The following is a 23,081-nucleotide window of genomic DNA, read 5'->3' as shown; positions in this document are numbered from 1 at the left end:
TTGTAAGAGGTTTAATAAAATAAAAAACGAAGATTGCTAATAATGAATGAAAAATCTATAATGCGCTCGTTTTATCTATCAGTATTGATATTTTTTTTAACTATCAACATTATTTTATTTAATAATGCAGGTTATTTTACGGGACTCAGTTTTTTTAATTTGTTTCCCTCGTTGTTATTATTAATAATTTATTTACTTTCAAAAATAGTGAATAAAAAAAGCATAGATTGGACTGCGATTGATAATATATTTATAGTGCTATTCTATGTATTTCATTTCAGCTATATATATTTATATTTCTTAGATATGTCTGAATATGATTCAGAGGTATTCTGGGATAGTAGATATATCTATCAATCTATATATTTTTTGACTATTGCTGCATCAAGTTTTCTTATAGGTTTTAATATTATTGTTAAAGACATAAGCTTGATATCAAAGGATAATAATAATTTTAATTACAAAAGTTTATACGACGTCAGTAAATTCTTCATTATTTTTGCGTTCTTATCTTTTTGGTTACCTATTGTATCAATAATATCTTTAGCTTTTTCAGATTATAAGTCGTTGATATCTGTAGGGGCAATTTCTCCAATTGGTAAGCTGTACTGGATTGGACAATATGTAGGGGTGGGTGCATTAGCAATATACTATATATCTCGAGTTAAAATTAATAAACCCTTAATAGGTGGCATCAGTAGTTATTTTGCTATTGCGTATATTCTAGGATATTTAGTAATTGGAGATAGGGGAGGGTTCATATTTTATGCTGTTATTCCTTTAATAATTTATAATATTTTTTATAAAAAAATAAATTTATTGAAAGGAGTTGTAATAGGGGTATCAGTACTATCTGTGTCATCAATTCTTGCCGTTTCACGCGTGAATTCCATATATAATCCTATAAAAGCATATGAAGCTTATAGTAAAACAGCTAGTAATAATATAATCGTCAGTGCGCTTGAAGAGTTTGGTAAAAGCTTTAAAACAATTCCATTGATAATGAGTTATATACCAGAACAGTATGATTATTGGTATGGTAAATCATACTATGAATCTTTATTGATTATTTTTCCTAATCTATTTGGAAATAGAGTTTCTGAAAGTATATCAACTTGGTTAACTGAGACCGCATTTGGAAAAGATACTTATGGTAGAGGTGGTTCAATTCTAATGGAAAGCTATGGAAACTTTGGCCTTTATGGCTCTGTATTATTTTTTATTATTTTAGGTCTTATAAGTGGAAAGCTTTACAATAAATATAAGTATTCTTCCAACATATATTGGATGATTGCTTATATAGCCTTTGTTGCCTCATTATGTATGTGGATGAGAAACTCTAGTGCAGTTGTATTAAGAACAGTTATTTGGTCTTTGCTGATGGTGTGGATAGCTATACATATCGCCCCATATCTTCCAATGAAAAAGGCTAAGATATGAAAGTATCTTTTTTTGACTTCACTTTAAATTTTGGCGGAGCCCCACAAGGAAGTTTATATTTAATGAAACGTTTACAAGATAAAGGATATGAGTGCAGTATCATAGACGTATTCGGCGTATCTGAGCAGTATAAAGCTAAGTCCTTAGAGTATAATTTGAATCATTTTGTACTATATTCAAAAAGTACAAATGTAACGATAGGTCATAGTAATCAACCCTTACTTAGAGCTTTTGGTTTTCTCAAACAAGCTTCCAACTTTTTTATTATTACCTTAAGACTGATTAATTATATTAGGATTAACAAACCAGATTTGGTTATTGTCAATAATGAAAAATCATTATTTTTTTCACATATAGCGAAGTTACTACTGAATTTTAAAATACTTTTTTATTTTAGAGGTGAAGGTACAGATACTCAGTTATCACCTAGATTGGTTAAAGCTATAAAAACTAAAGTAGACTATATGGTTGCTCACTCTAAGAATGCTGTCGATAATCTTTCTAGAGCAGGTATATCTAAAAATGTACTGGGTTATATCCCCAATTGTATTGAAAGTAGCAAATTTGAAACACCTGAGAAGTCTACTGATTTGCCAGTAAGTAATAAGTTTAAAATTATGCTTACAGCAGCACGACCAGTTAGAGAAAAAGGTCACCATATTGCTATTGAAGCATTGAACAAGCTAAAAATTGAAGGTTATGAAATCGATTTGTGGTTACCAGGTGCATCTCCCATAGGAGTAGATGATTCTTATATAAATTACCTGCATAATCTTATTATTAACTATGGACTAGATAATGATGTTCATTTTATTGGTTGGAGGGACAATCTTGTATCCGATATAGTTTCTTGTGATTTAGTTATTTTGCCTAGTCATACTGAAGGTTTTCCTAGATCCATCATTGAGTCTATGATTCATGGAGTACCTGTGTGTGCTACTCCGGTAGGTGGCATACCTGAAGCAATTAAACATATGGAAACAGGTCTATTATTTGAAGTCGATGATATAGATGGATTGAAGGAGTCTATAAAATTAATGATAAGCGATAAAGAGCTCTATAAGTCTATTTCTACAAGAGCGAAAGATTTTAGTAGATCATATTTTGACCCAAAGAATAATACCGATAGCATTATATCAGTAATAGAAAAAATATAAGGATTGTTTGAATGAGTTCTCAGCCTTTAGTGTCCGTAATGATGCCAGCATATAACGCAGAATATACAATTGATAAAGCTATTAAATCCTTACAGTTGCAGACTTACGAAAGCTGGGAGTGTGTCATTGTAGACGATGGCTCGATTGATGATACTGTAGCTATAATTAATTCTATCCAAGATGATAGAGTTAGGTTAATCAAACTAGAAAAAAATATGGGTAGAGGTTATGCGCGTCAAGTAGCACTTGATAATTGCTATGGTGAATATGTAGCTATGCTAGACGCAGACGATTGGTATTACAATGGTAAGCTACAAGCTCAAGTCGAAGCTTTTAACAAGTATCCTGAACTAGGCGTAGTCTCTTGTGGTATGGCAGTTACGAATACTACAGGAGATATTAGTGGTGTAAGATCTATAGGTGATAATCAAGTAAAGTTTTTTGATAAACCTACTACAGTGCCTGTTCCTCACGCTCCTAGTATGTACAGAAAATCTTTAGCTAAAAATATTCGTTATGACTCTAGATTTAAATTAGCACAAGATGTTGATTTCTTAAGAAGACTTTTGATACATGAGAAATATATGCTTCTTGATATTATTGGGTACGTATATGAAGAGCAACAATCTAACAGTCCTAAGAAAATTTTTAAAGGTTATTACTATAGTGCACGAGGGTATCTAAAATTTTTACCTAGTTTTCCAATAATCGCTGTATCTAAATCTACATTTGAAATAGCAAAATTAATAAGACTAATGGCTTATACCGTGTTAGGGATGTTCGATGTACTCATTGCGTCACGTTCTCTTAAGCCTACTCTCTTACAGCAAACAGAATTTAATGATCAACTAAAGAGTTTAGGTGAAAAAAAATGAAAGTTTTACACTTAATAAAAACAACAGTTGGAGCTACTTGGGCACTTCGAGAAATACAGGTGCTTATACGCCTTGGGTGTGAAATTCATGTAACTTTACCAAACAAAGAAGGTCTTTATAAGGACTACAAAAAAGTAGGTGCTCACGTTCATATACTTAATGTCGATATAGCTTCATTTATAAAATCACCACTAAGCTTTGTAAAAGCAGTAAAATGTCTACGTAAACTAGTTTCAGAGGTTAATCCAGATATTATTCATTCTCACTTTGTTGGCACTACCTATTTTATGCGTCTAGCATTGGTTGGTATTCCTATAAGGCGAATATTTCAAGTGCCAGGCCCTTTGCATCTTGAAAAGACTATTACAAGAAAAATTGATATCAGTTTAGCGAATAAATATGATTATTGGATACCGACTTGCCACTTATCAAAAAAATACTATTTGCAAGAAGGTATTGCTCAAGATAGATTGACGACTATTTTTTACGGTTCAGACGTATCAGTATTTGATCACAATCAGCCAAAAGGAAGGCTGAGAAGTGAGTTAGATATTTTAGATGACACTAAGATTATTGGTATGGTTGCTTTTGTTTATCCACCCAAAAAATGGTTAGGGCAAAATCGAGGACTAAAAGGGCATGAAGATTTAATTGATGCCATGAGCATTGTCATAGAGCAACGTAATGATGTGGTATGTGTTATCGTTGGTGGTGCTTGGGGTGATTCAGAAGATTATTATAAGCAGGTGGTTGAGTACGGCAAAAACAACCTTGGAGATAAAGTTTATTTCTTAGGAACACGCACAGACGTTCCTAGCTTATACCCGGATTTTGATATTGCTGTTCATCCTTCGTTATCAGAAAATCTAGGAGGAGCAGCAGAATCCTTATTAATGGGTGTTCCTACCATAGCTACAAACATTGGTGGTTTTCCAGATATTGTAAAAGAAAATGAAACTGGCTGGTTAGTACCATCAAGCAATCCAGAAAGTCTCGCTCAGAAAATATTAACAGTATTAGATGATTCTAAGAATGCAAATCAAGTAGCGAATTTTGGTAAACAAGAAATGCTAAGAGAACTAGATGTTAATCATACTGCAGCCCAAGTTTTTGATTTTTATAAATACATAATGAGTATTTGAAATGCTGAAAAGACTTTTTGATATCACTGCTGCGACTACAGTTTTAGTCTTGTTATCTCCGGTATATGCGATCACTGCTTATAAAGTCAGCAAGAACTTAGGATCACCAGTCCTGTTTCGTCAGACTCGTCCTGGCTTAAATGGCAAACCTTTCGAGATGATTAAATTTCGGACTATGAAGGATGCGATAGATACAGCAGGTAATCCGTTACCTGATAGCGAGCGTCTGACTTCTTTTGGTCAAGCATTACGCAATAGTAGTCTGGATGAGTTGCCTGGGCTATGGAATGTACTAAAAGGCGATATGAGTCTAGTCGGCCCGCGTCCGTTATTGATGGAGTATCTACCACTATACAATAAATCGCAGAAACGACGCCATTTGGTCCGTCCTGGTATTACAGGATATGCACAAGTAAATGGACGTAATGCTATCGGCTGGGATAAGAAATTTGAGCTAGATACGTGGTATGTTGATAATCAGTCGTTATGGCTTGATATTAAGATATTATTTAAAACGGTGAAAAAAGTATTGGTCAAAGATGGTATCAGTGCCGATGGTGAAGCCACCATGAGTAAGTTCACAGGCTCCAAGAATAATCCTATTGTAGAAAACAGCCATGAGTGAAGTCTTTGCGGTGTATGGGGCTTCAGGTTGTGGGCGCAGTCTTATGCCAGTCGCTGCTGAGCAGTTAAATAGTTTGGGGAATATGAGCCAAATTGTATTTATTGACGATGCATTATCTCAAGACTCTAGCGTGAATGGCTATGTTGCCATGAACTATGAGAGATTTAAAATTTTAGAACATGATAACAAATCAGTCCTCATAGCCATTGCGAATAGTAGTATTCGTCAGGTAATTGCAGATAAATTAATTAAAGATGGTATTTCACTGTGGACAGTGCAGGGAGCAACTACTCTGATTATGGACGAAGTTAGTATCAGTGCAGGAGCCGCGCTCAGTCCATTTGTTACTATCGCTGCTAACGTGACGATTGGTAAATGCTTTCATGCCAATTTATATAGCTACGTCGAGCACGACTGCATCGTTGGCGATTATGTTACCTTTGCACCTAGAGTCAGCTGTAACGGCAATATTCATATCCATGATCATGCCTATATTGGGGCAGGAGCGGTAATTAAGCAGGGTACACCTGACAAGCCATTGGTTATTGGTAAGGGCGCTATCGTTGGGATGGGTGCAGTAGTGACCAAAGATGTACCCGCTGGGACGGTAGTGGTCGGAAACCCCGCACGTCCACTTCTTAAACAATAAAAGACACTCCGTCATTCATCATAAAACTACTGAGACATCTATGCTAAACACCCCATTTTCACCTTGGCCCAATTTTACTCAAATCGAGGCCGATGCCGTCAGCCGAGTATTGTTGTCCAATAAGGTCAACTATTGGACAGGGCAAGAGTGTCGTAAGTTTGAGTCCGAGTTCGCTGAATGGGCAGACAGTGACTATGCGATTGCTATGGGTAATGGTACTTTGGCATTGGATGTTGCCTTGCAAGCGTTAGATATTGGTGTGGGTGATGAAGTGATTGTGACGCCGCGCACCTTTATCGCTAGTATCTCATCAGTGATTAATGCGGGAGCAACGCCTGTTTTTGCCGATGTTGATGAAGCAACGGGTAACATCACGCCTGAATCGATTGCTGCGGTATTGACGGAGAAAACCAAAGGCATCGTCTGTGTCCATTTGGCTGGCTGGCCTTGTGATATGGATGGCATCATGGCGCTGGCAGAGCAGCACAACTTATATGTCATTGAGGACTGTGCGCAGGCTCATGGCGCACTTTATAAAGGCCGTAGCGTTGGTAGTATTGGTCATATTGGTGCTTGGAGCTTTTGCCAAGACAAGATCATGACCACAGGTGGTGAAGGTGGTATGGTCACCACCAATGATGAACAGCTATGGCGCAAAATGTGGGCGTACAAAGACCATGGCAAAAGCTATGCGGCCGTCTATGAAACTGAGCATCTACCTGGCTATCGCTGGCTACATGAGAGCTTTGGCACCAATTGGCGCATGACTGAGATGCAAGGCGTAATCGGCCGTATTCAGTTAGAGAGAATGAGCGATTGGACTGCCAAGCGCACTGTCAATGCGTACGCTATATTGGATGCATGTACTAAATGGGAAGCAAAAAAAGGCTATCTTTCAGTACCGAGGTTAGAGGTTTCTTCTCTATTTTCGGATTCTAAACATGCCTATTATAAACTCTACGTTTATGTACAGGCAGAGAACCTACCTGATGACTGGTCGCGCGACCGTATTATCACAGAGATTAATGAGCAAGGCGTGCCTTGTTTCTCAGGTTCAGCTTCTGAAGTTTATTTAGAAAAAGCATTCGATAATACAGGTTTACGCCCGGAGCCTAGATTGTCAGTGGCAAAAAAATTGGGCGAGACCAGCTTGATGTTGTTAGTTCATCCTACGCTTACAGCGGCAGAGATAGAAAAAACAGTAAAAGCGATCGATCTTGTATTCACTAAAATACATCAATCAGAAGCCTAAGGTTTCAGCGGCTTCTGAGTATCAAGTTTTATCACACGCTAGGATTTTTTAGCGTACACAGGTACAATATTACTATCAGTCAAAGGTTGACGACACAAAAGGCAGGCACGCAAGTATTGGCGAGCGCTGTCTTTATTTTTTTATACCGCCCCCTCTATTGGAGTTCATATGTCTATCGAGTCTACTGCCCAAGAGTCAGCCATCGTTTTGGACGGCAAAGCACTTGCCAAACAAATAGAAGAGCAACTACGTACACGCGTAGATGCCATTAAGGATAAAACTGGACGTACACCGAGCTTGGCGACGGTTTTGGTCGGTGACGATCCAGCGTCTGCAACTTATGTCCGTATGAAAGGTAATGCCTGTAAACGAGTTGGTATGGATTCTATTCGGGTCGAGATGCCGAGCGAAACGACGACCGAACAGCTGATGGCAAAGATAGATGAGCTGAACAATAACCCTGATGTACATGGCATTTTGCTTCAGCATCCAGTGCCCGAGCAAATTGATGAGCGCGCCTGCTTTGAGCAGATTGACTTAGCAAAAGATGTCGATGGCGTGACTTGTTTGGGCTTTGGTCGTATGGCGATGCAGCAGTCAGCGTATGGCTCATGCACGCCTCAGGGTATCATGCACCTATTGGCGCATTACGACATCGAGCTATCAGGCAAAGAAGCGGTTGTCGTTGGACGCAGTGCCATCTTGGGTAAGCCGATGGCAATGATGCTATTGAATGCCAATTGTACCGTTACTATCTGTCATTCAAGAACTGAAGACTTGGCCGCTCATATTAAGCGCGCAGATATTGTAGTTGGGGCAGTTGGCGTGCCAGAGTTGATTAAAGCAGAGTGGATCAAAGCAGGGGCAGTCGTCATCGATGCAGGTTTCCACCCAACAGAGAACGGCGGTGTCGGCGATATCGAAATGCAAGGTATGGAAAACATCGCCAGCGCTTATACCCCTGTACCAGGCGGTGTGGGTCCAATGACTATTAATACACTCATTCGCCAAACGGTTGATGCGGCTGAAAAATCAGCAGGTCTGAGCAACGATGAATAGCCTAGCCAGTTATTAATAAGGCTAGTTTATTAATACGAAAAAAGGCTACTGTTGGTAGCCTTTTTTTGTGGAAGCTTAAATGTTATGGTTCGTTACTCGAATTGATATGGCAATCAAAGAACCTAAGGTCGTTTTTCTTAATTGGATTAGCGTAAGAAAAATAGGCTGCCTGTCAGATTTGGCTCGGTAAATGTACGGGTGTGGGGGTGTTGTACATCCAAATATGAGTGGTGTCTTTATTACCCAATGCACCCTCAAAGCTCCAGCCCCAAGTCAAGAAAGAACCGTTTTTGGAATTACTAATACCGTTTTGAGAGCTCGGTTTTTCATGAGCAATCAGATGCATGATACCCACGGCCATGGTGTCAATATTCTTTAAATGAAGCAGTTTATTGGTAGGCTCATCCAAATTGTTATAGACAGTTTTGCCAGTGCTATCGGTCTCACCAAATGCGCCCCAAGCGTAGACAATGCCATTGGCTTTTGAGTCAGTACCCATCGATACGTTGTCTAATAATGCATAGCTGGCATGACCATTTGCATAAATGCGGCGAACTTCCTTATTAGTAAACCAAGGCAGTTTGGTCGGTGTGACAATAATGTCTGCCCACGCATCTTTGGTATCTCTGAACGCTTGGCCGTTATAGCCTAATTGACTGGTATCATTCAATCCCCAACCGTAAACGGATTCTGTATTGGTCAAGGCAAGGACGTGGTCGCGACCAGCAGCAAGCTGAATGATTTTTTCTTTATAGTGAGTCGCATTGGATTTAGTAGAATTATTATCAAGAACCTGTATACGTGTAGGTGTGGAATGGATATTGAGACAAGAGTTGGTTGCGGTACAGGTTTTGCCGTCTCCAAGATTGGCGTAAGCATCGCTGCCCCAACCCCAGACCTCACCTTTATCATCCAAAGCATAAGAACTATTAGCACTAGCGACCACTTGTACAATGTGTCCGACATCATTTGCGTTAGAAAAATCTACACGAATAGGGGTGCTGCTAGAAGCACTTGAGCCCGTACCCAGTTGTCCTTGAGTATTGGCACCAAACGACCAAACACTACCATCTTTGGTAAGTACCAAGTTGTGCTTATAACCTGCCGCTACCATGACTGCATCATCAATACCTGCAATAGGACTGATATCGAGGCGGCAATCTTCGATTTCTCTGCAGTCATCGCGACCTATTTCCCCGCGACCCAATTGACCGTACTTATCAGCACCCCAGCTATAAACCTGACCCTCTTGATTGATTGCCAGTGAATGGTTTTGATTATAATTGATAGAAATCAGATTTTTTGGCGCATGGTTTACGATCATGGGGGTGTCTGGATGACCTATCACATCGGTCGTTTTGGTCGTCAAACTAAGACCAATTTGACCATAATTGTTGCGTCCCCAAGCATAGAGTTGCCCATCGCGTAACGCTCCAGTATGCGAGCCTCCTGCGGCGACCGTGTTACCAAGATACAGGGTTTTGGTTGAGCGCATCATATTGCCCGCATTGTCGGTGGCCTCTAACGTTAACTTGTTATTGCCTAAGGACAACAAAATTCGATCGTCAAAGTACCCTTTAGCATCGACTGTTAATGTTTGCGCGGGTGCTTCATTTAGCGCGTAAGTCAAAGACTTTATACCACTGCTATCCTGTACCTGTCCCGAGACAAAAACGGCAGCCACGGCAGTATAGCCATCCACAAACCCACTATCAGTCGTTAGTAACGGCGGTGTCCTATCAATAACCGTTATAGCGGCAACTGTATCAGAGTCATGGCCACAAGCAGTCAAAAGCAAGGCTATGACAACCATTGCCATTGCCTGCATGAGAGAGGATGAACGCATAAAAACCTTAATAGAGGTGAAGCACTATCATGTCAAAAACTAGAGGGGCAAGTAAGGCAAAAGTAAGTCTGATGCCTAGTTTTTGACATGATAGGATGTGAGTGATAGCAAGCCATTAATAATAGCGATGAATCATATTATAAGTAAGAATCATTATCAATTAAAAACAGCTTCTTTGACGAAACTGTCTTCTTTCAAAATGGTTATAACTTGTGTTTGAGCATAAGTTATAACCATTTTAATCGCTTAAAATTATAATACAGATAGCCACACAACGAACCGATAAAGATCATAATAACCAAATAGGAATACTTCCAGTGTAATTCAGGCATAAAGTCAAAGTTCATGCCGTAAATACCAGCGATAGCCGTTGGTACCGCCAAGATACCTGCCCAAGCAGCAAGCTTACGTACCACCTCGTTTTGTCCCATATTGACCATGGCCATATAGGTATTCATCACCACGCTCAGCATCTCATTAAGACCATTAATCGCATCCAAAGAGTGCAAAAGATGGTCATTGACATCGCGAAAATAAGGTTTGGCCGCCTGAGAAAAACCAGACACCAGCTCGCTTTTTTTATGATTGATAAAAAAGCTACAGATATCTTGTACGGGCAAAATAATAGCGCGCATGTGGACCAGTTGCGATTTCAACTCATAAAGATTTTTTAACGTACCTTTATCAAACTCGTAGGTAAATACATAGCGTTCTTGCTCCCGCAAATAGCGACCCAAGCGATCCGTGATCGGCATATAGTTATCCACGATAAAATCGAGAATAGCATGTAGCACAAAGATTGGACCCATGCGCAGCTTTTCAGGACGACGGTGGCAATGCTCGCGGACAGGCGCGTAAGAGTTCGATGGACCGTTACGAATAGTAATCAGGTAATTTTTACCCATAAATATCGCTGTGGTGCCATAGCGAATAATGTTGTTTTCAAGCTTCGCCGTACGCAGCACGACAAACACCATGTCATTGTCATAGTTTTCAACTTTGGCGCGCTGATGGTCGGCGAAGGCATCTTCGATAGCCAACTCATGCAACTCAAATGCTTCTTTAACTTTGACCATGGTTTCTAAGCTTGGGTCATAAAGACCCAACCAAATAAACTGACCGTTATTGCTCAAAGCACGACTGACGTCAGTGAGCGCGACTTGATCCAGTTTTTGGCCCGTTTTACGCGAATAAGAGTAGCAGTTAACGACTTCTCCAGAGCTGGATAAGTCAATATCTTCATAACGCTCTGAGTCTGGATCATAGACAGTCATCGTCTCGATCGTTTCCTCATTTGTGGCATCTGCATCGCCATAGATATAACTGTCGTCATTATCTAAATAAAGATGTTTGTCATTCATATTGGCGTGAATACGAGTGACATTGGAGTTAGGTGCAATACGCGCTGTTTCTTTAATCAACGGATCGTTATTGTTTTCCATACACCCTCCCTTAATAAAGTAAAAGGTCTGTAATAATCAAAACTTATAATTTGAGCTACTAAAGTGCATAGCTTTTCAATGTTTCAATATCAACTAAACTTAACAAGCTTTCATGACAAGCTTCGAGCTTTATTTGCGGTGCAATATCGAAATCTAGCGCTTCAACCCAGCGTAGGGCACAAATACACCAGTAATCTCCAGGCTTAAGACCAGCAAAGCCATATTCTGGCAAAGGTGTAATCAGATCATTGCCGCGACTGGCAGAAAAGTTTAAAAACTCACTGGTCATTTTGGCACAAACGGTATGCTGACCGACATCATGGTTGCCAGTGTGACAAAAGCCGTTGCGATAGTAGCCAGTAAGCGGGTCAAAGCAGCAGCTGGCAAGCGCTGTCCCTAGTACATTGGTTTGGTTGTTGGCTGGGTTTGGGTGATAATCAGACGACATGAGGCTTCCGAGATAAAAATATGCGTTAGTGTAACATGAGTCTGGGTTGAAGGCGCTGTTCTAAACACTTTGATAGTATTCTTTACACGCAAGATTAACCTTAATTAAATTCATACGATATGAGGCATTTCAATCATCTGGTCTGTAACATTGAAGAGAATCAATTAGATAGTGATTGTGGCGAATTGTCACTAGGCGAACCCAAACTGCTATGCTAAACTAAAGCGTAAAGTGCCTTGGCGGTTTATCAAGCTCTATTAGCTTATCGCTATTTATCGGCGTATAAAAATACTCGTCTTATCATTCTAAATTATACTTATTACTCACCCTTTTGCGGCTACCTAGTTTGTTTATATATAATTGGGTCAATGATGTTGCGTGTTAAAAAATAAAAAGTACTACGCATTATTGCCATTATAAAGACAAATTTTTAGTACCGCATTAGCATCGCGTTTTTTGGTAAGCGCTACGCCAAACAAGGATTTATTGTGTCTGTCAGTTCTGATTCTGCAAAACTCGCCCAGTCAAATACTACCAATCAAACGGTAACGCATCCTGCTACAAGTGATGCTATATCCAATCAAAACCGCTCTTTTAGCAACTTTGCCAATGACGTTGCCAATAGTTGGTTACTGCCTGATGGGGTGGTGGACGTGTTGTTTGAAGATGCTCATAAGCAAGAAGTGCTTAGACATCGATTGACTCAGCAGCTCATTACACATGGCTATCAGCTGGTAAATCCGCCAATGATTGAATTTACTGAGTCTTTGTTAAGTGACGCCTCAGAAGATTTGAAGCGTCAAACTTTTAAGATTATTGATCAGCTTACAGGTCGCTTAATGGGTGTACGCGCTGATATCACGCCGCAAATTTTGCGTATTGATGCGCATTGGGGCGGTACTGGTATTGCCAGATACTGTTATGCCGGTGATGTAATTCATACCTTGCCTTCTGGGCTTTTTGGCTCGCGTACACCATTACAGCTTGGTGCTGAGATATTTGGCTGCGCGTCACTTGCGGCAGATATCGAGCTTATCGATGTGTTATTCACTATGGTGAATACGCTAAATATGAGCGCTGCTCTACATATTGATTTGGGTCATGTGGCCATCTTTAAGCGCTTGGCTCAGCTGGCGCAGTTGCAAGACGTCGATACCGAACAGTTGATGCATTTATATGCCAATAAAAACTTACCAGAGCTAAAAAGAGTCTGTCAGAACTTGCCAATGGGTGATGATTTTTACGTCTTAGCACGCTTTGGTCATGATATTGACAACCTACTGGCCAAGTTGTCTGCCACTGCACAACAGGACCGCCAGATTGTAACGGCAATTGACGAGTTACAACGACTAAAGACTCATTTACAAGAACAGTGGCAATGCGCAGTAAGTATCGATGTGACAGAGTTGTCAGGCTATCATTATCACACGGGCATCATCTTCAACGGTTATATTAATAGTGAAACCCAGCCACTGGTTCGTGGTGGTCGTTTTGATGGTATGCAAAGTGGCAGTCAAGTAGCAGGACATCAGCCACGTGACGCTACTGGTTTTAGTATGGATGTCAGTCGTTTACTGGCTCATACTCAGCTTAGTGCGCCAACCATTGTATTGGTGGATTATGAGGCATCACAGACCATTGACGATGAGCAAAAACAGCTACTATTGCAACAAGTTGAGAGTTTGCGTCAGCAAGGTTATCGCGTCACTGTGCCATTAAATGCAGAAGACCGTCCCACCAATGTGACGCATCAGCTCAATCTTGTGAATGATCAATGGCAACTACAGACCTTGTAAGCACAAAATAGGTGGGTGCTTAAGGTCTGGTTGAGTCATTGATTGACCAAATATACACCAAATATGATTCATTAATTTCGAAGTTATTATGAATTTTTGACGTTATAAACGTTACTGTTATTAAAATTATCGTGGTTTTTAAACCATTATTGCACACCTCAATACATAAAGGTAAGGATTGATCATGGGTAAGAATGTCGTAGTTTTGGGTAGCCAATGGGGCGATGAAGGTAAGGGTAAAATCGTTGATTTACTTACCGAAAAAGCATCAGCAGTTGCTCGCTTTCAAGGCGGTCACAACGCAGGCCATACTTTGGTTGTCGATGGCAAAACCACTGTCCTACATTTAATCCCATCGGGCATTTTGCGTGAAGGCGTCACTTGTTTTATCGGTAATGGCGTGGTGTTAGCACCTGACGCATTATTGAAAGAAATGAAAGAGCTTGAAGACAACAATGTGCCAGTCCGTGAGCGTCTACGTATTTCACCTAATTGCCCACTTATCATGCCGTATCACGTCGCGCTTGACCAAGCACGTGAAGCCAAGCGCGGTACTGGCAAAATCGGTACCACAGGTCGTGGCATTGGGCCTGCATACGAAGACAAAGTGGCTCGTCGCGCCATTAAGCTTGCTGACTTATTCCGTGAAGATTTGGAAGAAAAGCTACGTAACCTAATCGAATACCACAACTTCCAATTAACGCAGTATTACAAAGTCGACGCAATTGATTTTGATGAAACGTTTAAGCTTTGCCAAGAGTGGAAAGCTGAAATCACTGGTATGGTCACTGATGTTACTGAAGATTTGAATCAGTTACGTCTTGCTGGCAAAAACCTGATGTTTGAAGGTGCTCAGGGCACTCTACTAGATATCGATCATGGTACTTATCCGTTTGTAACCAGCTCAAGCGTAACCGCTGGCGGCGTATCAACGGGTACAGGTATTGGTCCATTATATTTAGATTACGTACTTGGTATTACCAAAGCCTATACCACCCGTGTTGGTAGTGGTCCGTTCCCAACCGAATTGTTCGATGACGTTGGCGCGCATTTGGCCAAAGTTGGTCATGAGTTTGGTGCAACGACTGGTCGTGCGCGTCGCTGTGGTTGGTTTGACGCCGAAGCATTACGCCGTGCCGTAGTACTGAATTCACTGTCTGGTATCTGCTTGACCAAACTTGACGTATTGGATGGTTTAGAAGAGTTGCTCATTGGTGTGGGTTATAACCTACCAGAAACTGAGTGTGCAGGTGCTCACGATGCAGAATTTTATGAGTCAGTCACGCCAAAATATGAGACGCTGCAAGGCTGGAGTGAGTCAACGGTTGGTATCACTAACTATGATGATCTGCCAGAAAACGCTAAGACATATATCAAGCGTATCGAAGATTTGATCGGTTGTCCTGTTGATATTATCTCAACGGGTCCTGATCGTTCTGAGACAATCTTATTACGTGACCCATACGACGCGTAATAATATTTACGTTGAGGTCCATATATATGGACTCCAAAAACCCCAGTGCCGAGCACTGGGGTTTTTGTTTGTGTGAGATATCATGACTTTATGGGCAGTTTGTGCCTACCGAGTTTACTTTTATGCAAGATACAATCATAAATTAACCCTATCATTTGTAGTCTTAATCATTATAATAGGCAGCAATCCTATATTGGCCAAGTTGGCGCTCATTTTTTTGATTGCCAAGCCATAAGTCGATTGAATCGAGACATGCCAATATAGTGGCTACAGACAAAACAAAGCAGTAACTATTTCATTTATTATTTATTAGGAGCTTTTCATGGCTAACGAACGTACTCTATCTATCATCAAGCCTGACGCTGTTGCTGGCAACCACATCGGCGCTATCTACAGCCGTTTTGAAGAAGCTGGTCTAAAAATCGTTGCAGCAAAAATGCTACAACTTGATGATGAAAAAGCAGGCGGTTTTTACGCAGAGCACGCAGAGCGTCCGTTTTACAATGATCTAAAATCGTTCATGATGTCAGGCCCAGTATTGGTATCAGTATTAGAAGGCGAAAACGCCATCGCTAAGCATCGTGAAATCATGGGTGCAACCAACCCTAAAGAAGCCGCTGAAGGCACTATCCGTGCAAACTTCGCTAGCAGCATCGATGAAAACGCTGTTCATGGTTCAGATTCAGCTGAATCAGCCAAACGTGAAATCAGCTATTTCTTCAATGATGATGAAGTATGTGCACGTACGCGTTGATAGCGGCAATTATTGATATGGCTATTGTTTGATTTAGTCCTTATTAATAATTAGTTTCGTAAAACGGCTTATATCTTATGGGTATAAGCCGTTTTAACGATTATAATAATGACTGGTTTCATTGAAATTAGTGCTTTTCTCCCTCATTATTATATTTCACTAGCGTTATCAATCCCTTAGCAGTATAACTTTATTGAGTTTTTATCATCTAGGATACGAATCAATAAAGCCTGCGCTGATAACGGATTGCTCATGCATCGCATACAGCAACGTTTATATTAATAATTGCATCGATCATTCACGTTCATGCAAAAAGGTTACCTATTATGTCAACTGTACAAACACCGACCCAGCATATTCCTGCGAAGCTTACAGATAGCATCAAATTGGTAGATGAGGCGCTGGCAAAAACCAATCTACTCGGCATGACCCAAGCGCAACTTGCTGATTACTTCAAGAGTATCGGCGAGAAGCCATTTCGTGCCACTCAGGTTATCAAGTGGATATACCAGCATGGCGTGACAGATTTTGAGCAAATGACCAATTTGAGCAAATCATTGCGTGACAAATTATCACTCAATGCGTGTGTCGTTCCACCTAAAGTGATTCACCGTCAGTACAGTGATGATGGCACGCGCAAATGGGTGTTTGAAGTGACGGGCGGCTCGTTGGTTGAGACCGTATTGATTCCAGCAGATGATAGTAAGTTGAACGGCCGCAAGACATTGTGTATCTCTTCACAAGTGGGCTGTGCACTAGACTGTAGTTTTTGTAGTACAGGTAAACAAGGGTTTGAGCGTGACTTGAGTGCGGCTGAAATTATCGGTCAGCTTTGGGTTGCCAATGCCTCTTATATGACAGATGAAAATGACAGTTTAGAAAACGTTGACCACAGTTTATGGGAAAATAACGTGACCAATGTTGTAATGATGGGTATGGGTGAGCCACTATTGAACTACAAACCAGTGGTTGGTTCAATGGAAATCATGCTGAGCGACCATGCTTATGGCTTGTCAAAGCGCCGTGTGACGTTATCGACGTCAGGCGTCGTACCAAAAATGTATCAGTTGTCACAAGACATTGATGTGGCTTTGGCTATCTCATTACATGCACCTAATGATGAGTTGCGTAATGAATTAGTGCCTATTAATAAAAAATATCCGTTAGATGAGCTGATCGCTGCTGCAAAAAACTACGTCTATGACGTCAATCCGCGCCACAAAAAACATGTGACGATTGAGTATGTGATGCTTGACGGTGTCAATGATAGCAATGAGCACGCAAAGCAGCTGGTTGCCTTGTTGGACGGGTTGCCAAGCAAAATCAATCTGATTCCATTCAATCCGTTCCCGCATGCGCCGTATGATAAGTCAAGCAACAACCGTATCCATGCGTTTAGCAATATCTTGAGTGAAGCTGGTTTTGTTTGTACCATTCGCCAAACTCGTGGTGATGATATCGATGCCGCTTGTGGCCAATTAGTAGGGCAGGTCGCTGATCGTACTCGCCGCTCGGCGGCTTGGCAACAAAGTATCAAAGACCGTGAAAGTGTTTAAGACGTGTTTGTGCACTACATAATCTAAAAGGGTACTTTGTGTACCCATAGCCACTGATAAATAACCGATATAGGATATTAGTTGTCTTCTATCTATCACAACGGTAATAAAAATGTATCAATAATGACAAGTAATGCAGAGTACAGCAATTAATCACAACTAAATTGTACTTATAGGGGCTAAATCTATTAAACTGATGCCTCGAGGATCGAACGCACTGAATCACAGTTTTATGATGGCGGCTATGATGACTTCTAAAAATTCTTGTCAGTTCAAATATCAAAAACCATTTTCTCAAGATTATAAAGCGTCACATATAGTGACAGTTCAAACAGCGTTGCCAAAGCGTATGGTACTGGCGACAACCCTAGCAGGACTGCTAATGGCTGGTTGCCAAAGTACGCCTACCAACGATTTGACTGGTAGTACTTCCTATCAAACGTCAACGCGTCCCAACGACAACCGTAACTTAGACAAACAAGAAATTGCCCGCGTACGTACCTCACTTGCCGCGCAATATATCCGAAAAAACGAGCTTGATACGGCACAGCAGCAGCTTGAAAAAGCCTTTGCTGCTGATAGCCGTTACGCGCCAGCCTATGATATGATGGGCGTTTTGCTGCAACAAGAGGGCAGCAGCATCAATCTTCAAAAAGCCGATCAATACTTTAAAAAAGCGATTATGCTTGATAAAGAGTTTGTGCAAGCCAACAATAATTATGGCGTTTATTTGTCACAGACCAAACGCTATCGTGAGGCTGCTTCGCAGTTTGAGATTGCAGGTGCTGCATTAGGGTATGAAGGTCGTATTGGCGCTTTGGAGAACTTAGGGCGTACCTACCTTCAGCTGGGTGAGCGCGATGCTGCTGCTAAAGCTTTTTTACGTGCGCTCGATGGCAATCGAAATAGTATCATTGCTCATATCGAGCTGGTAGATTTGTTGCTGGAGCAACAGCGTGTCCCACAAGCACAAAGGCTTTATGATGAAACATTGATATTGGTACAGGGGCAAGGTATTAGCCCGCGCTTGCTAATGCAAGGCATTAAACTGGCTGCTGCGCAAAATAACATAAAAACCCGCCAGCAATTGGCACAGCAACTTTTATCCGCTTATCCACTAAGTGATGAAGCAAAACAACTTAAGATTTGGCTTAATAATCCAGAGGCACCATGGAAATGACCACCCCATCATCAAACACTCAATCTAACGCTCAGGGATCATTTGGTGCTACGTTGCAGCAAGCCCGTAAAAATAAAAAAGTCAGTATAGATGAGGCAGCGGCTGAGCTATTTATCTTGAAGCGTCATTTGCAAGCTTTAGAGAATGAGAATTTCTCTGATTTGCCACAACCAGCGTTTGCGCGTGGTTTTGCCATCAATTATGCCAAATATTTGGGCTTGGATCCGATAAAGATTGCTAGCAGCTTTGATGCTGCTTATCCTAATGAACTGAAGGTGCAAGCGTCAAATAGTACAGACACGCCGCTGCGTCCAATGGGTACATTACAGCGTGACACGCACAATCGTATTCGTTTCAATCCTTTACTGATTTTAGCGGTTATTGGGGTTATTATATTAGCCGTATTTTTATTCCGTATGGTCAGTAATGCAAGTAAAGAACACAATGAAGAGCCTGTATCTACAGTCGAAGACATTTCAGCCAGCGAACAAGCGCAAGGTGCGGCGATCAGCAATACTAGTGGTATTGGCTCTTCGGGCTCGGCACTCAATTTGGGTGATGCCAATGCAAGTGAAGCTGCTTTAGTCGTCACCGTGACTGATACAGCCAACGTGACGATTATGGATGCCGCTGGTAATGATCTTATGACAGGTGCCCAAACCTCTGGTAGTTATAATTTGTCAGGTACGCCACCATTTAATGTGCAAATTGACAATATCGATAATGTCAGCTTAATGCTTGATCAAGAAACAGTTGCTTTGGACACTTACGCCACTGATAAAAAAGCCAGCTTTGAGCTTGCGCCTTAACGGTAGCGCTGTGCTTGCCAGCTATTAAAAGCTCTCGTTATTGTATTTTTTCTTTGTTTTTTCGCTCCAAATAAAGGGTTAGTCTATGTCAACGTCAGCGCCTATTAACCGTCGTCTTACCAAAAAAATATATGTCGGTGATGTCGCGATTGGTGGTGATGCGCCGATTAGTGTACAAAGCATGACCAATACAGATACCTGTGATGTGGCAGCAACGGTCGCACAAATTGAGCGCTGCGTTGAAGCAGGTGCTGATTTGATGCGTGTATCGACGCCAACCATGGATTCTGTCAGAGCTTTTGGTGAAATTCGCAAATTGGTCAGCGTACCACTAATCGCCGATGTGCATTTCGATCATAAAATTGCATTGGCTGTTGCAGAAGCAGGGGCGGATTGTTTACGTATCAATCCAGGCAATATCGGTAGCGATGCCAAAGTACGTGAAGTGGTTGCGTGTGCCAAGCATTACAATATTCCTATTCGTATTGGCGTCAATGCAGGCTCGCTCGAAAAAGATATTCAGCGTAAATACACTGAGCCAACTGGCGAAGCGATGCTTGAGTCAGCGATGCGTCATATTGATATATTAGAACGTTTGAATTTTGACCAATACAAAGTATCTGTCAAAGCCAGCAATGTGTTTTTGACTATGGATGCGTATCGCTTGATATCGGCAGAAATTGACAATCCACTACACTTGGGCGTCACAGAAGCAGGCGTATATCGTACAGGCGCTGTAAAGTCTGCGATTGCTCTTGGCGGTTTATTGTTAGACGGGATTGGTGATACCATTCGTATCTCGCTTGCCGCTGAGCCTGAAGAAGAAATCAAAATCGGCTTTGATATTTTAAAATCACTGAATATTCGCTCTAATGGCGTTAACTTCATTGCTTGTCCAAGCTGTTCACGTCAAGAGTTTGATGTGATCAAAGTCATGACTGCATTGGAGTCGCGTCTAGAGGACATTCGTGAGCCGCTGAATCTATCTGTGATTGGCTGTAAGGTTAATGGTCCAGGCGAAGCCAAAGAAGCTGATATTGGTATTGTGGGGGCTGCGCCAAAATCATTGGTATATCGCATGGGCAATAAAAGCCATTTGATCGATACCAATAACTTGGTTGATGAGATAGAAGGCATGGTGCGAGCTCATGCAGAAGATTTGGCCAAAAAGCGCGAGAATGAGATTATACGAGTCAAATAGGTCGAGATACCATATGGTGGCTGATAATAGCGCCGTAGTATTGACTCAATGCTCCATGGAAAATGACGCTCAGCTGTGAGCAAAAACAACAATAATAGAGACACTTGTTCGAAATTTTAAGGATATGACCGTACCATGATTAAAGCGATTAAAGGGTTTAATGATATTTTGCCAGAACAGTCTGCAAAGTGGCTGCATTTAGAGGCGATATTGGCGAATGTGCTTGGCAGATACGGTTATGAACATATTCGTTTGCCGATTGTTGAGCAGACAGACTTATTTGCCCGTGCTATTGGCGGCGCAACAGATATTGTTGAAAAAGAGATGTATAGCTTTACTGACAAGTCTGAGCCACCAACGCCATTGGCATTGCGTCCTGAAGGAACGGCAGGGGCAGTACGCGCTGTCATCGAGCACAACTTATTGCGTGGTGATACACCTAAATTGTGGTATATCGGTCCAATGTTCCGTTACGAGCGTCCACAAAAAGGGCGTTATCGTCAATTTCACCAGCTGGGTGTAGAGAGTTTCGGTAGTGCATTGCCCGACGCTGATGCTGAGCTGATTGCGATGACGCATTTGATGTGGCAAGAGCTGGGTCTACGAGATGAGATGCGTTTGCAACTAAACAGCTTAGGTGAGCTGGGTGAGCGTCATGCATACCGCGAAGCGTTAGTTGCTTATTTGACGGATAAAAAAGATCAGCTTGATGAAGACAGTCAACGCCGCTTAACCACCAATCCACTCCGTATTTTAGACAGTAAAGAGGCAAGTACGCAGGCGATATTGGCAGATGCGCCAAAGCTTGCTGAGTTCTTAGAGGCAGAGAGTCTGGCACATTTTGAGCAAGTGCAAAGTTACCTAAGCGCGCTTGGTATTGAGTTTGACATCAACCCACACTTGGTACGCGGGCTAGATTATTACAACAAAACAGTTTTTGAGTGGGTCACGGACAAGCTTGGTAGTCAAGCCACGGTATGTGCAGGCGGTCGTTATGATGGTCTGGTAGGACAATTAAAGTCTATAGGTACGGATGGCAGCAAGCCTGTTAAATCCGAGCCAGCGGTTGGCTTCGCCATGGGGCTTGAGCGTTTATTACTGCTGATGGAAGCCGTGGCACCAATTACTGACGTGCCAGCCTGTGATGTTTTCGTGGTTGCGCATCCAGAAGTGTATAGCGCCGGTATTGGTTATGCGCAAGGCCTGCGTTATAGCCGTCCAGACATACGAGTCAAAATGGCAAGTGCGACAAGTCTAAAAGCGCAAATGAAAAAAGCCGATAAGTCAGGCGCTGCATTGACGGTTATTATCGCGCAACAAGAGCTCGATGATAATACCATCAGCATTAAAGACATGCAGACAGGTGAGCAAAAAACAGTTGCACAAGATTGGCTTGTAAACAAAGACAATTTTTCTCGCAACTGAGTGTTCATTCATCGCGTCAACCGTCAACGCCAATATATTATTGGCGTTGACGCTCGCAGCAGCAACTTAATATCAATTTTATCAGGTAAATATGTATGGCTCTGACACCTAATTCGCCAAATGCAGACAATTCAATGCAAGCGTTAAAGCAATATGGCAGCTATATTGTCACTGCGATTCTATTGGCACTGGCCGCTTATTTTGGCTGGACCTATTGGCAGAATAACCATGCGCGGGTAGATACCGTGGCAGCGGATCACTATGCAGACATACAGCGACTAAACGAAGAGGTCAGTTTGGCCTCGCAAAACCCAGATTTAGAAGCAGAGGCACAAGACGCACTGACACAGAGTCGTACGCAACTTAATAAAGATATCGATGCGCTAGTGAGTAAGCATGGAGATTCTGTCTATGCTTGGCAGGCGCTAATGATTAAAGCTCGCCAACAAGTCGATAATGATGAGTTTGCAGAAGCAGGCGAAACACTCAAAAAAGCACTGACAATCGACTTGGGTGATGCAGGTTTAGAAGCAATCACGCGTTTGCGCTATGCAGCGACGTTGTTGGCCGCAGGTGATGCAGACGGTGCATTGACAGAAGCCAGTAAAGACATGCCAAGCTCGTTTGAGCCGAGTCAACAAGAATTACTGGGTGATATCTATTTGGCGCAAGACAACAAAGACTCAGCCGTTAAATCGTACAATAATGCTTGGGAGCTGTTACGCAATCGTCAGGAAACGCGGGCAGTATTGGCGTTAAAGATGGAGAGTTTGGGGATTGTGCCTGAGCCTATCGATGAGCAAGCAAGCCTCATTCAAGAGTCAGCGGCACCAGAACAGCCATTGGTACAAGATGGCGCTGCACAAAATGCTGCTGCCGAGGTTACACCGTAATTGTATAGTAATGAGCGCTATTGACTAATAATAGCATTGGCGCTTTACTTAATTATTA

General features: G+C 41.7%; 20 protein-coding genes. 17 read left to right on the top strand and 3 right to left on the bottom strand.

Features of this window, described 5'->3' with window-relative positions; genetic code table 11:
* Positions 1–42 precede the first annotated feature (42 nt).
* From FW759_RS09545 to folD, 8 genes are all read left to right on the top strand, one after another.
* On the top strand, positions 43–1,440 hold the full coding sequence (locus tag FW759_RS09545) for an O-antigen polymerase (protein ID WP_446442833.1): 1,398 nt from the start codon (positions 43–45) through the stop codon (positions 1,438–1,440).
* The gene (locus tag FW759_RS09540) at positions 1,437–2,597 is read left to right on the top strand and encodes a glycosyltransferase family 4 protein (RefSeq protein ID WP_446442832.1); all 1,161 of its coding nucleotides are present in this window, start codon (positions 1,437–1,439) and stop codon (positions 2,595–2,597) included. The genes FW759_RS09545 and FW759_RS09540 overlap by 4 nt, the downstream gene beginning before the upstream one ends.
* Positions 2,598–2,608: 11 nt before the next feature.
* Positions 2,609–3,472: a glycosyltransferase family 2 protein gene (locus FW759_RS09535; RefSeq protein WP_446442831.1), complete on the top strand. Its 864-nt coding sequence runs from the start codon at positions 2,609–2,611 to the stop codon at positions 3,470–3,472.
* Entirely contained in the window at positions 3,469–4,614 is a 1,146-nt protein-coding gene (locus tag FW759_RS09530; protein WP_446442830.1) for a glycosyltransferase family 4 protein, read from the top strand. Before FW759_RS09535 ends, FW759_RS09530 begins: the two co-directional genes overlap by 4 nt.
* 1 nt (position 4,615) lies before the next feature.
* Positions 4,616–5,239, top strand: a complete 624-nt coding sequence (locus FW759_RS09525) for a sugar transferase (RefSeq protein ID WP_446442829.1) — start codon at positions 4,616–4,618, stop codon at positions 5,237–5,239.
* Positions 5,232–5,888: an acetyltransferase gene (locus FW759_RS09520; protein WP_446442828.1), complete on the top strand. Its 657-nt coding sequence runs from the start codon at positions 5,232–5,234 to the stop codon at positions 5,886–5,888. The genes FW759_RS09525 and FW759_RS09520 overlap by 8 nt, the downstream gene beginning before the upstream one ends.
* 40 nt (positions 5,889–5,928) lie before the next feature.
* Positions 5,929–7,140, top strand: coding sequence for a DegT/DnrJ/EryC1/StrS family aminotransferase (locus FW759_RS09515; protein ID WP_446442827.1), 1,212 nt, complete (start codon positions 5,929–5,931; stop codon positions 7,138–7,140).
* 168 nt (positions 7,141–7,308) lie between these two features.
* A complete protein-coding gene (gene folD, locus FW759_RS09510) occupies positions 7,309–8,199 on the top strand; it encodes a bifunctional methylenetetrahydrofolate dehydrogenase/methenyltetrahydrofolate cyclohydrolase FolD (RefSeq protein WP_446442826.1) in 891 nt (296 codons plus the stop codon).
* Positions 8,200–8,371: 172 nt separating this feature from the next.
* Here folD and FW759_RS09505 read toward each other — a convergent pair whose 3' ends face one another.
* The 3 genes from FW759_RS09505 to FW759_RS09495 form a co-directional block, all read right to left on the bottom strand.
* A complete protein-coding gene (locus tag FW759_RS09505; protein ID WP_446442825.1) occupies positions 8,372–10,045 on the bottom strand; it encodes an RCC1 domain-containing protein in 1,674 nt (557 codons plus the stop codon).
* Positions 10,046–10,272: 227 nt separating this feature from the next.
* Entirely contained in the window at positions 10,273–11,487 is a 1,215-nt protein-coding gene (gene corA, locus FW759_RS09500) for a magnesium/cobalt transporter CorA (protein WP_062844060.1), read from the bottom strand.
* Positions 11,488–11,545: 58 nt separating this feature from the next.
* Positions 11,546–11,935: a DUF2237 family protein gene (locus FW759_RS09495; RefSeq protein WP_062844061.1), complete on the bottom strand. Its 390-nt coding sequence runs from the start codon at positions 11,933–11,935 to the stop codon at positions 11,546–11,548.
* Between the two features lie 488 nt (positions 11,936–12,423).
* Between FW759_RS09495 and FW759_RS09490 the strand changes: the two genes are divergently transcribed.
* The 9 genes from FW759_RS09490 (at position 12,424) to FW759_RS09450 (ending at position 23,023) form a co-directional block, all read left to right on the top strand.
* Positions 12,424–13,731, top strand: coding sequence for an ATP phosphoribosyltransferase regulatory subunit (locus FW759_RS09490; protein WP_446442824.1), 1,308 nt, complete (start codon positions 12,424–12,426; stop codon positions 13,729–13,731).
* Positions 13,732–13,915: 184 nt separating this feature from the next.
* On the top strand, positions 13,916–15,205 hold the full coding sequence (locus FW759_RS09485) for an adenylosuccinate synthase (RefSeq protein ID WP_446442823.1): 1,290 nt from the start codon (positions 13,916–13,918) through the stop codon (positions 15,203–15,205).
* Positions 15,206–15,527: 322 nt separating this feature from the next.
* A complete protein-coding gene (gene ndk / locus FW759_RS09480) occupies positions 15,528–15,959 on the top strand; it encodes a nucleoside-diphosphate kinase (protein ID WP_446442822.1) in 432 nt (143 codons plus the stop codon).
* A gap of 326 nt (positions 15,960–16,285) precedes the next feature.
* Positions 16,286–17,515, top strand: a complete 1,230-nt coding sequence (gene rlmN, locus FW759_RS09475; RefSeq protein ID WP_443508716.1) for a 23S rRNA (adenine(2503)-C(2))-methyltransferase RlmN — start codon at positions 16,286–16,288, stop codon at positions 17,513–17,515.
* Positions 17,516–17,759: 244 nt separating this feature from the next.
* Positions 17,760–18,695: a type IV pilus biogenesis/stability protein PilW gene (gene pilW, locus FW759_RS09470; protein WP_443530305.1), complete on the top strand. Its 936-nt coding sequence runs from the start codon at positions 17,760–17,762 to the stop codon at positions 18,693–18,695.
* Entirely contained in the window at positions 18,692–19,504 is an 813-nt protein-coding gene (locus FW759_RS09465) for a helix-turn-helix domain-containing protein (RefSeq protein WP_446442821.1), read from the top strand. Before pilW ends, FW759_RS09465 begins: the two co-directional genes overlap by 4 nt.
* Positions 19,505–19,589: 85 nt before the next feature.
* Positions 19,590–20,705 carry a flavodoxin-dependent (E)-4-hydroxy-3-methylbut-2-enyl-diphosphate synthase gene (gene ispG / locus FW759_RS09460; RefSeq protein ID WP_062844068.1) on the top strand — a complete coding sequence of 372 codons (1,116 nt, stop codon included), beginning with the start codon at positions 19,590–19,592 and terminating at the stop codon, positions 20,703–20,705.
* A 135-nt stretch (positions 20,706–20,840) separates the two neighbouring features.
* Complete coding sequence (hisS, locus tag FW759_RS09455) at positions 20,841–22,130, top strand: histidine--tRNA ligase (protein WP_446442820.1); 1,290 nt, start codon at positions 20,841–20,843, stop codon at positions 22,128–22,130.
* 95 nt (positions 22,131–22,225) lie between these two features.
* The gene (locus FW759_RS09450) at positions 22,226–23,023 is read left to right on the top strand and encodes a YfgM family protein (RefSeq protein ID WP_446442819.1); all 798 of its coding nucleotides are present in this window, start codon (positions 22,226–22,228) and stop codon (positions 23,021–23,023) included.
* Positions 23,024–23,081: the final 58 nt, after the last annotated feature.

It is taken from the genome of Psychrobacter sp. 1176_08, from assembly GCF_052850615.1.
Note: the sequence above shows the minus strand (reverse complement) of the source record. Positions and strands in the feature narration are given on the sequence as shown.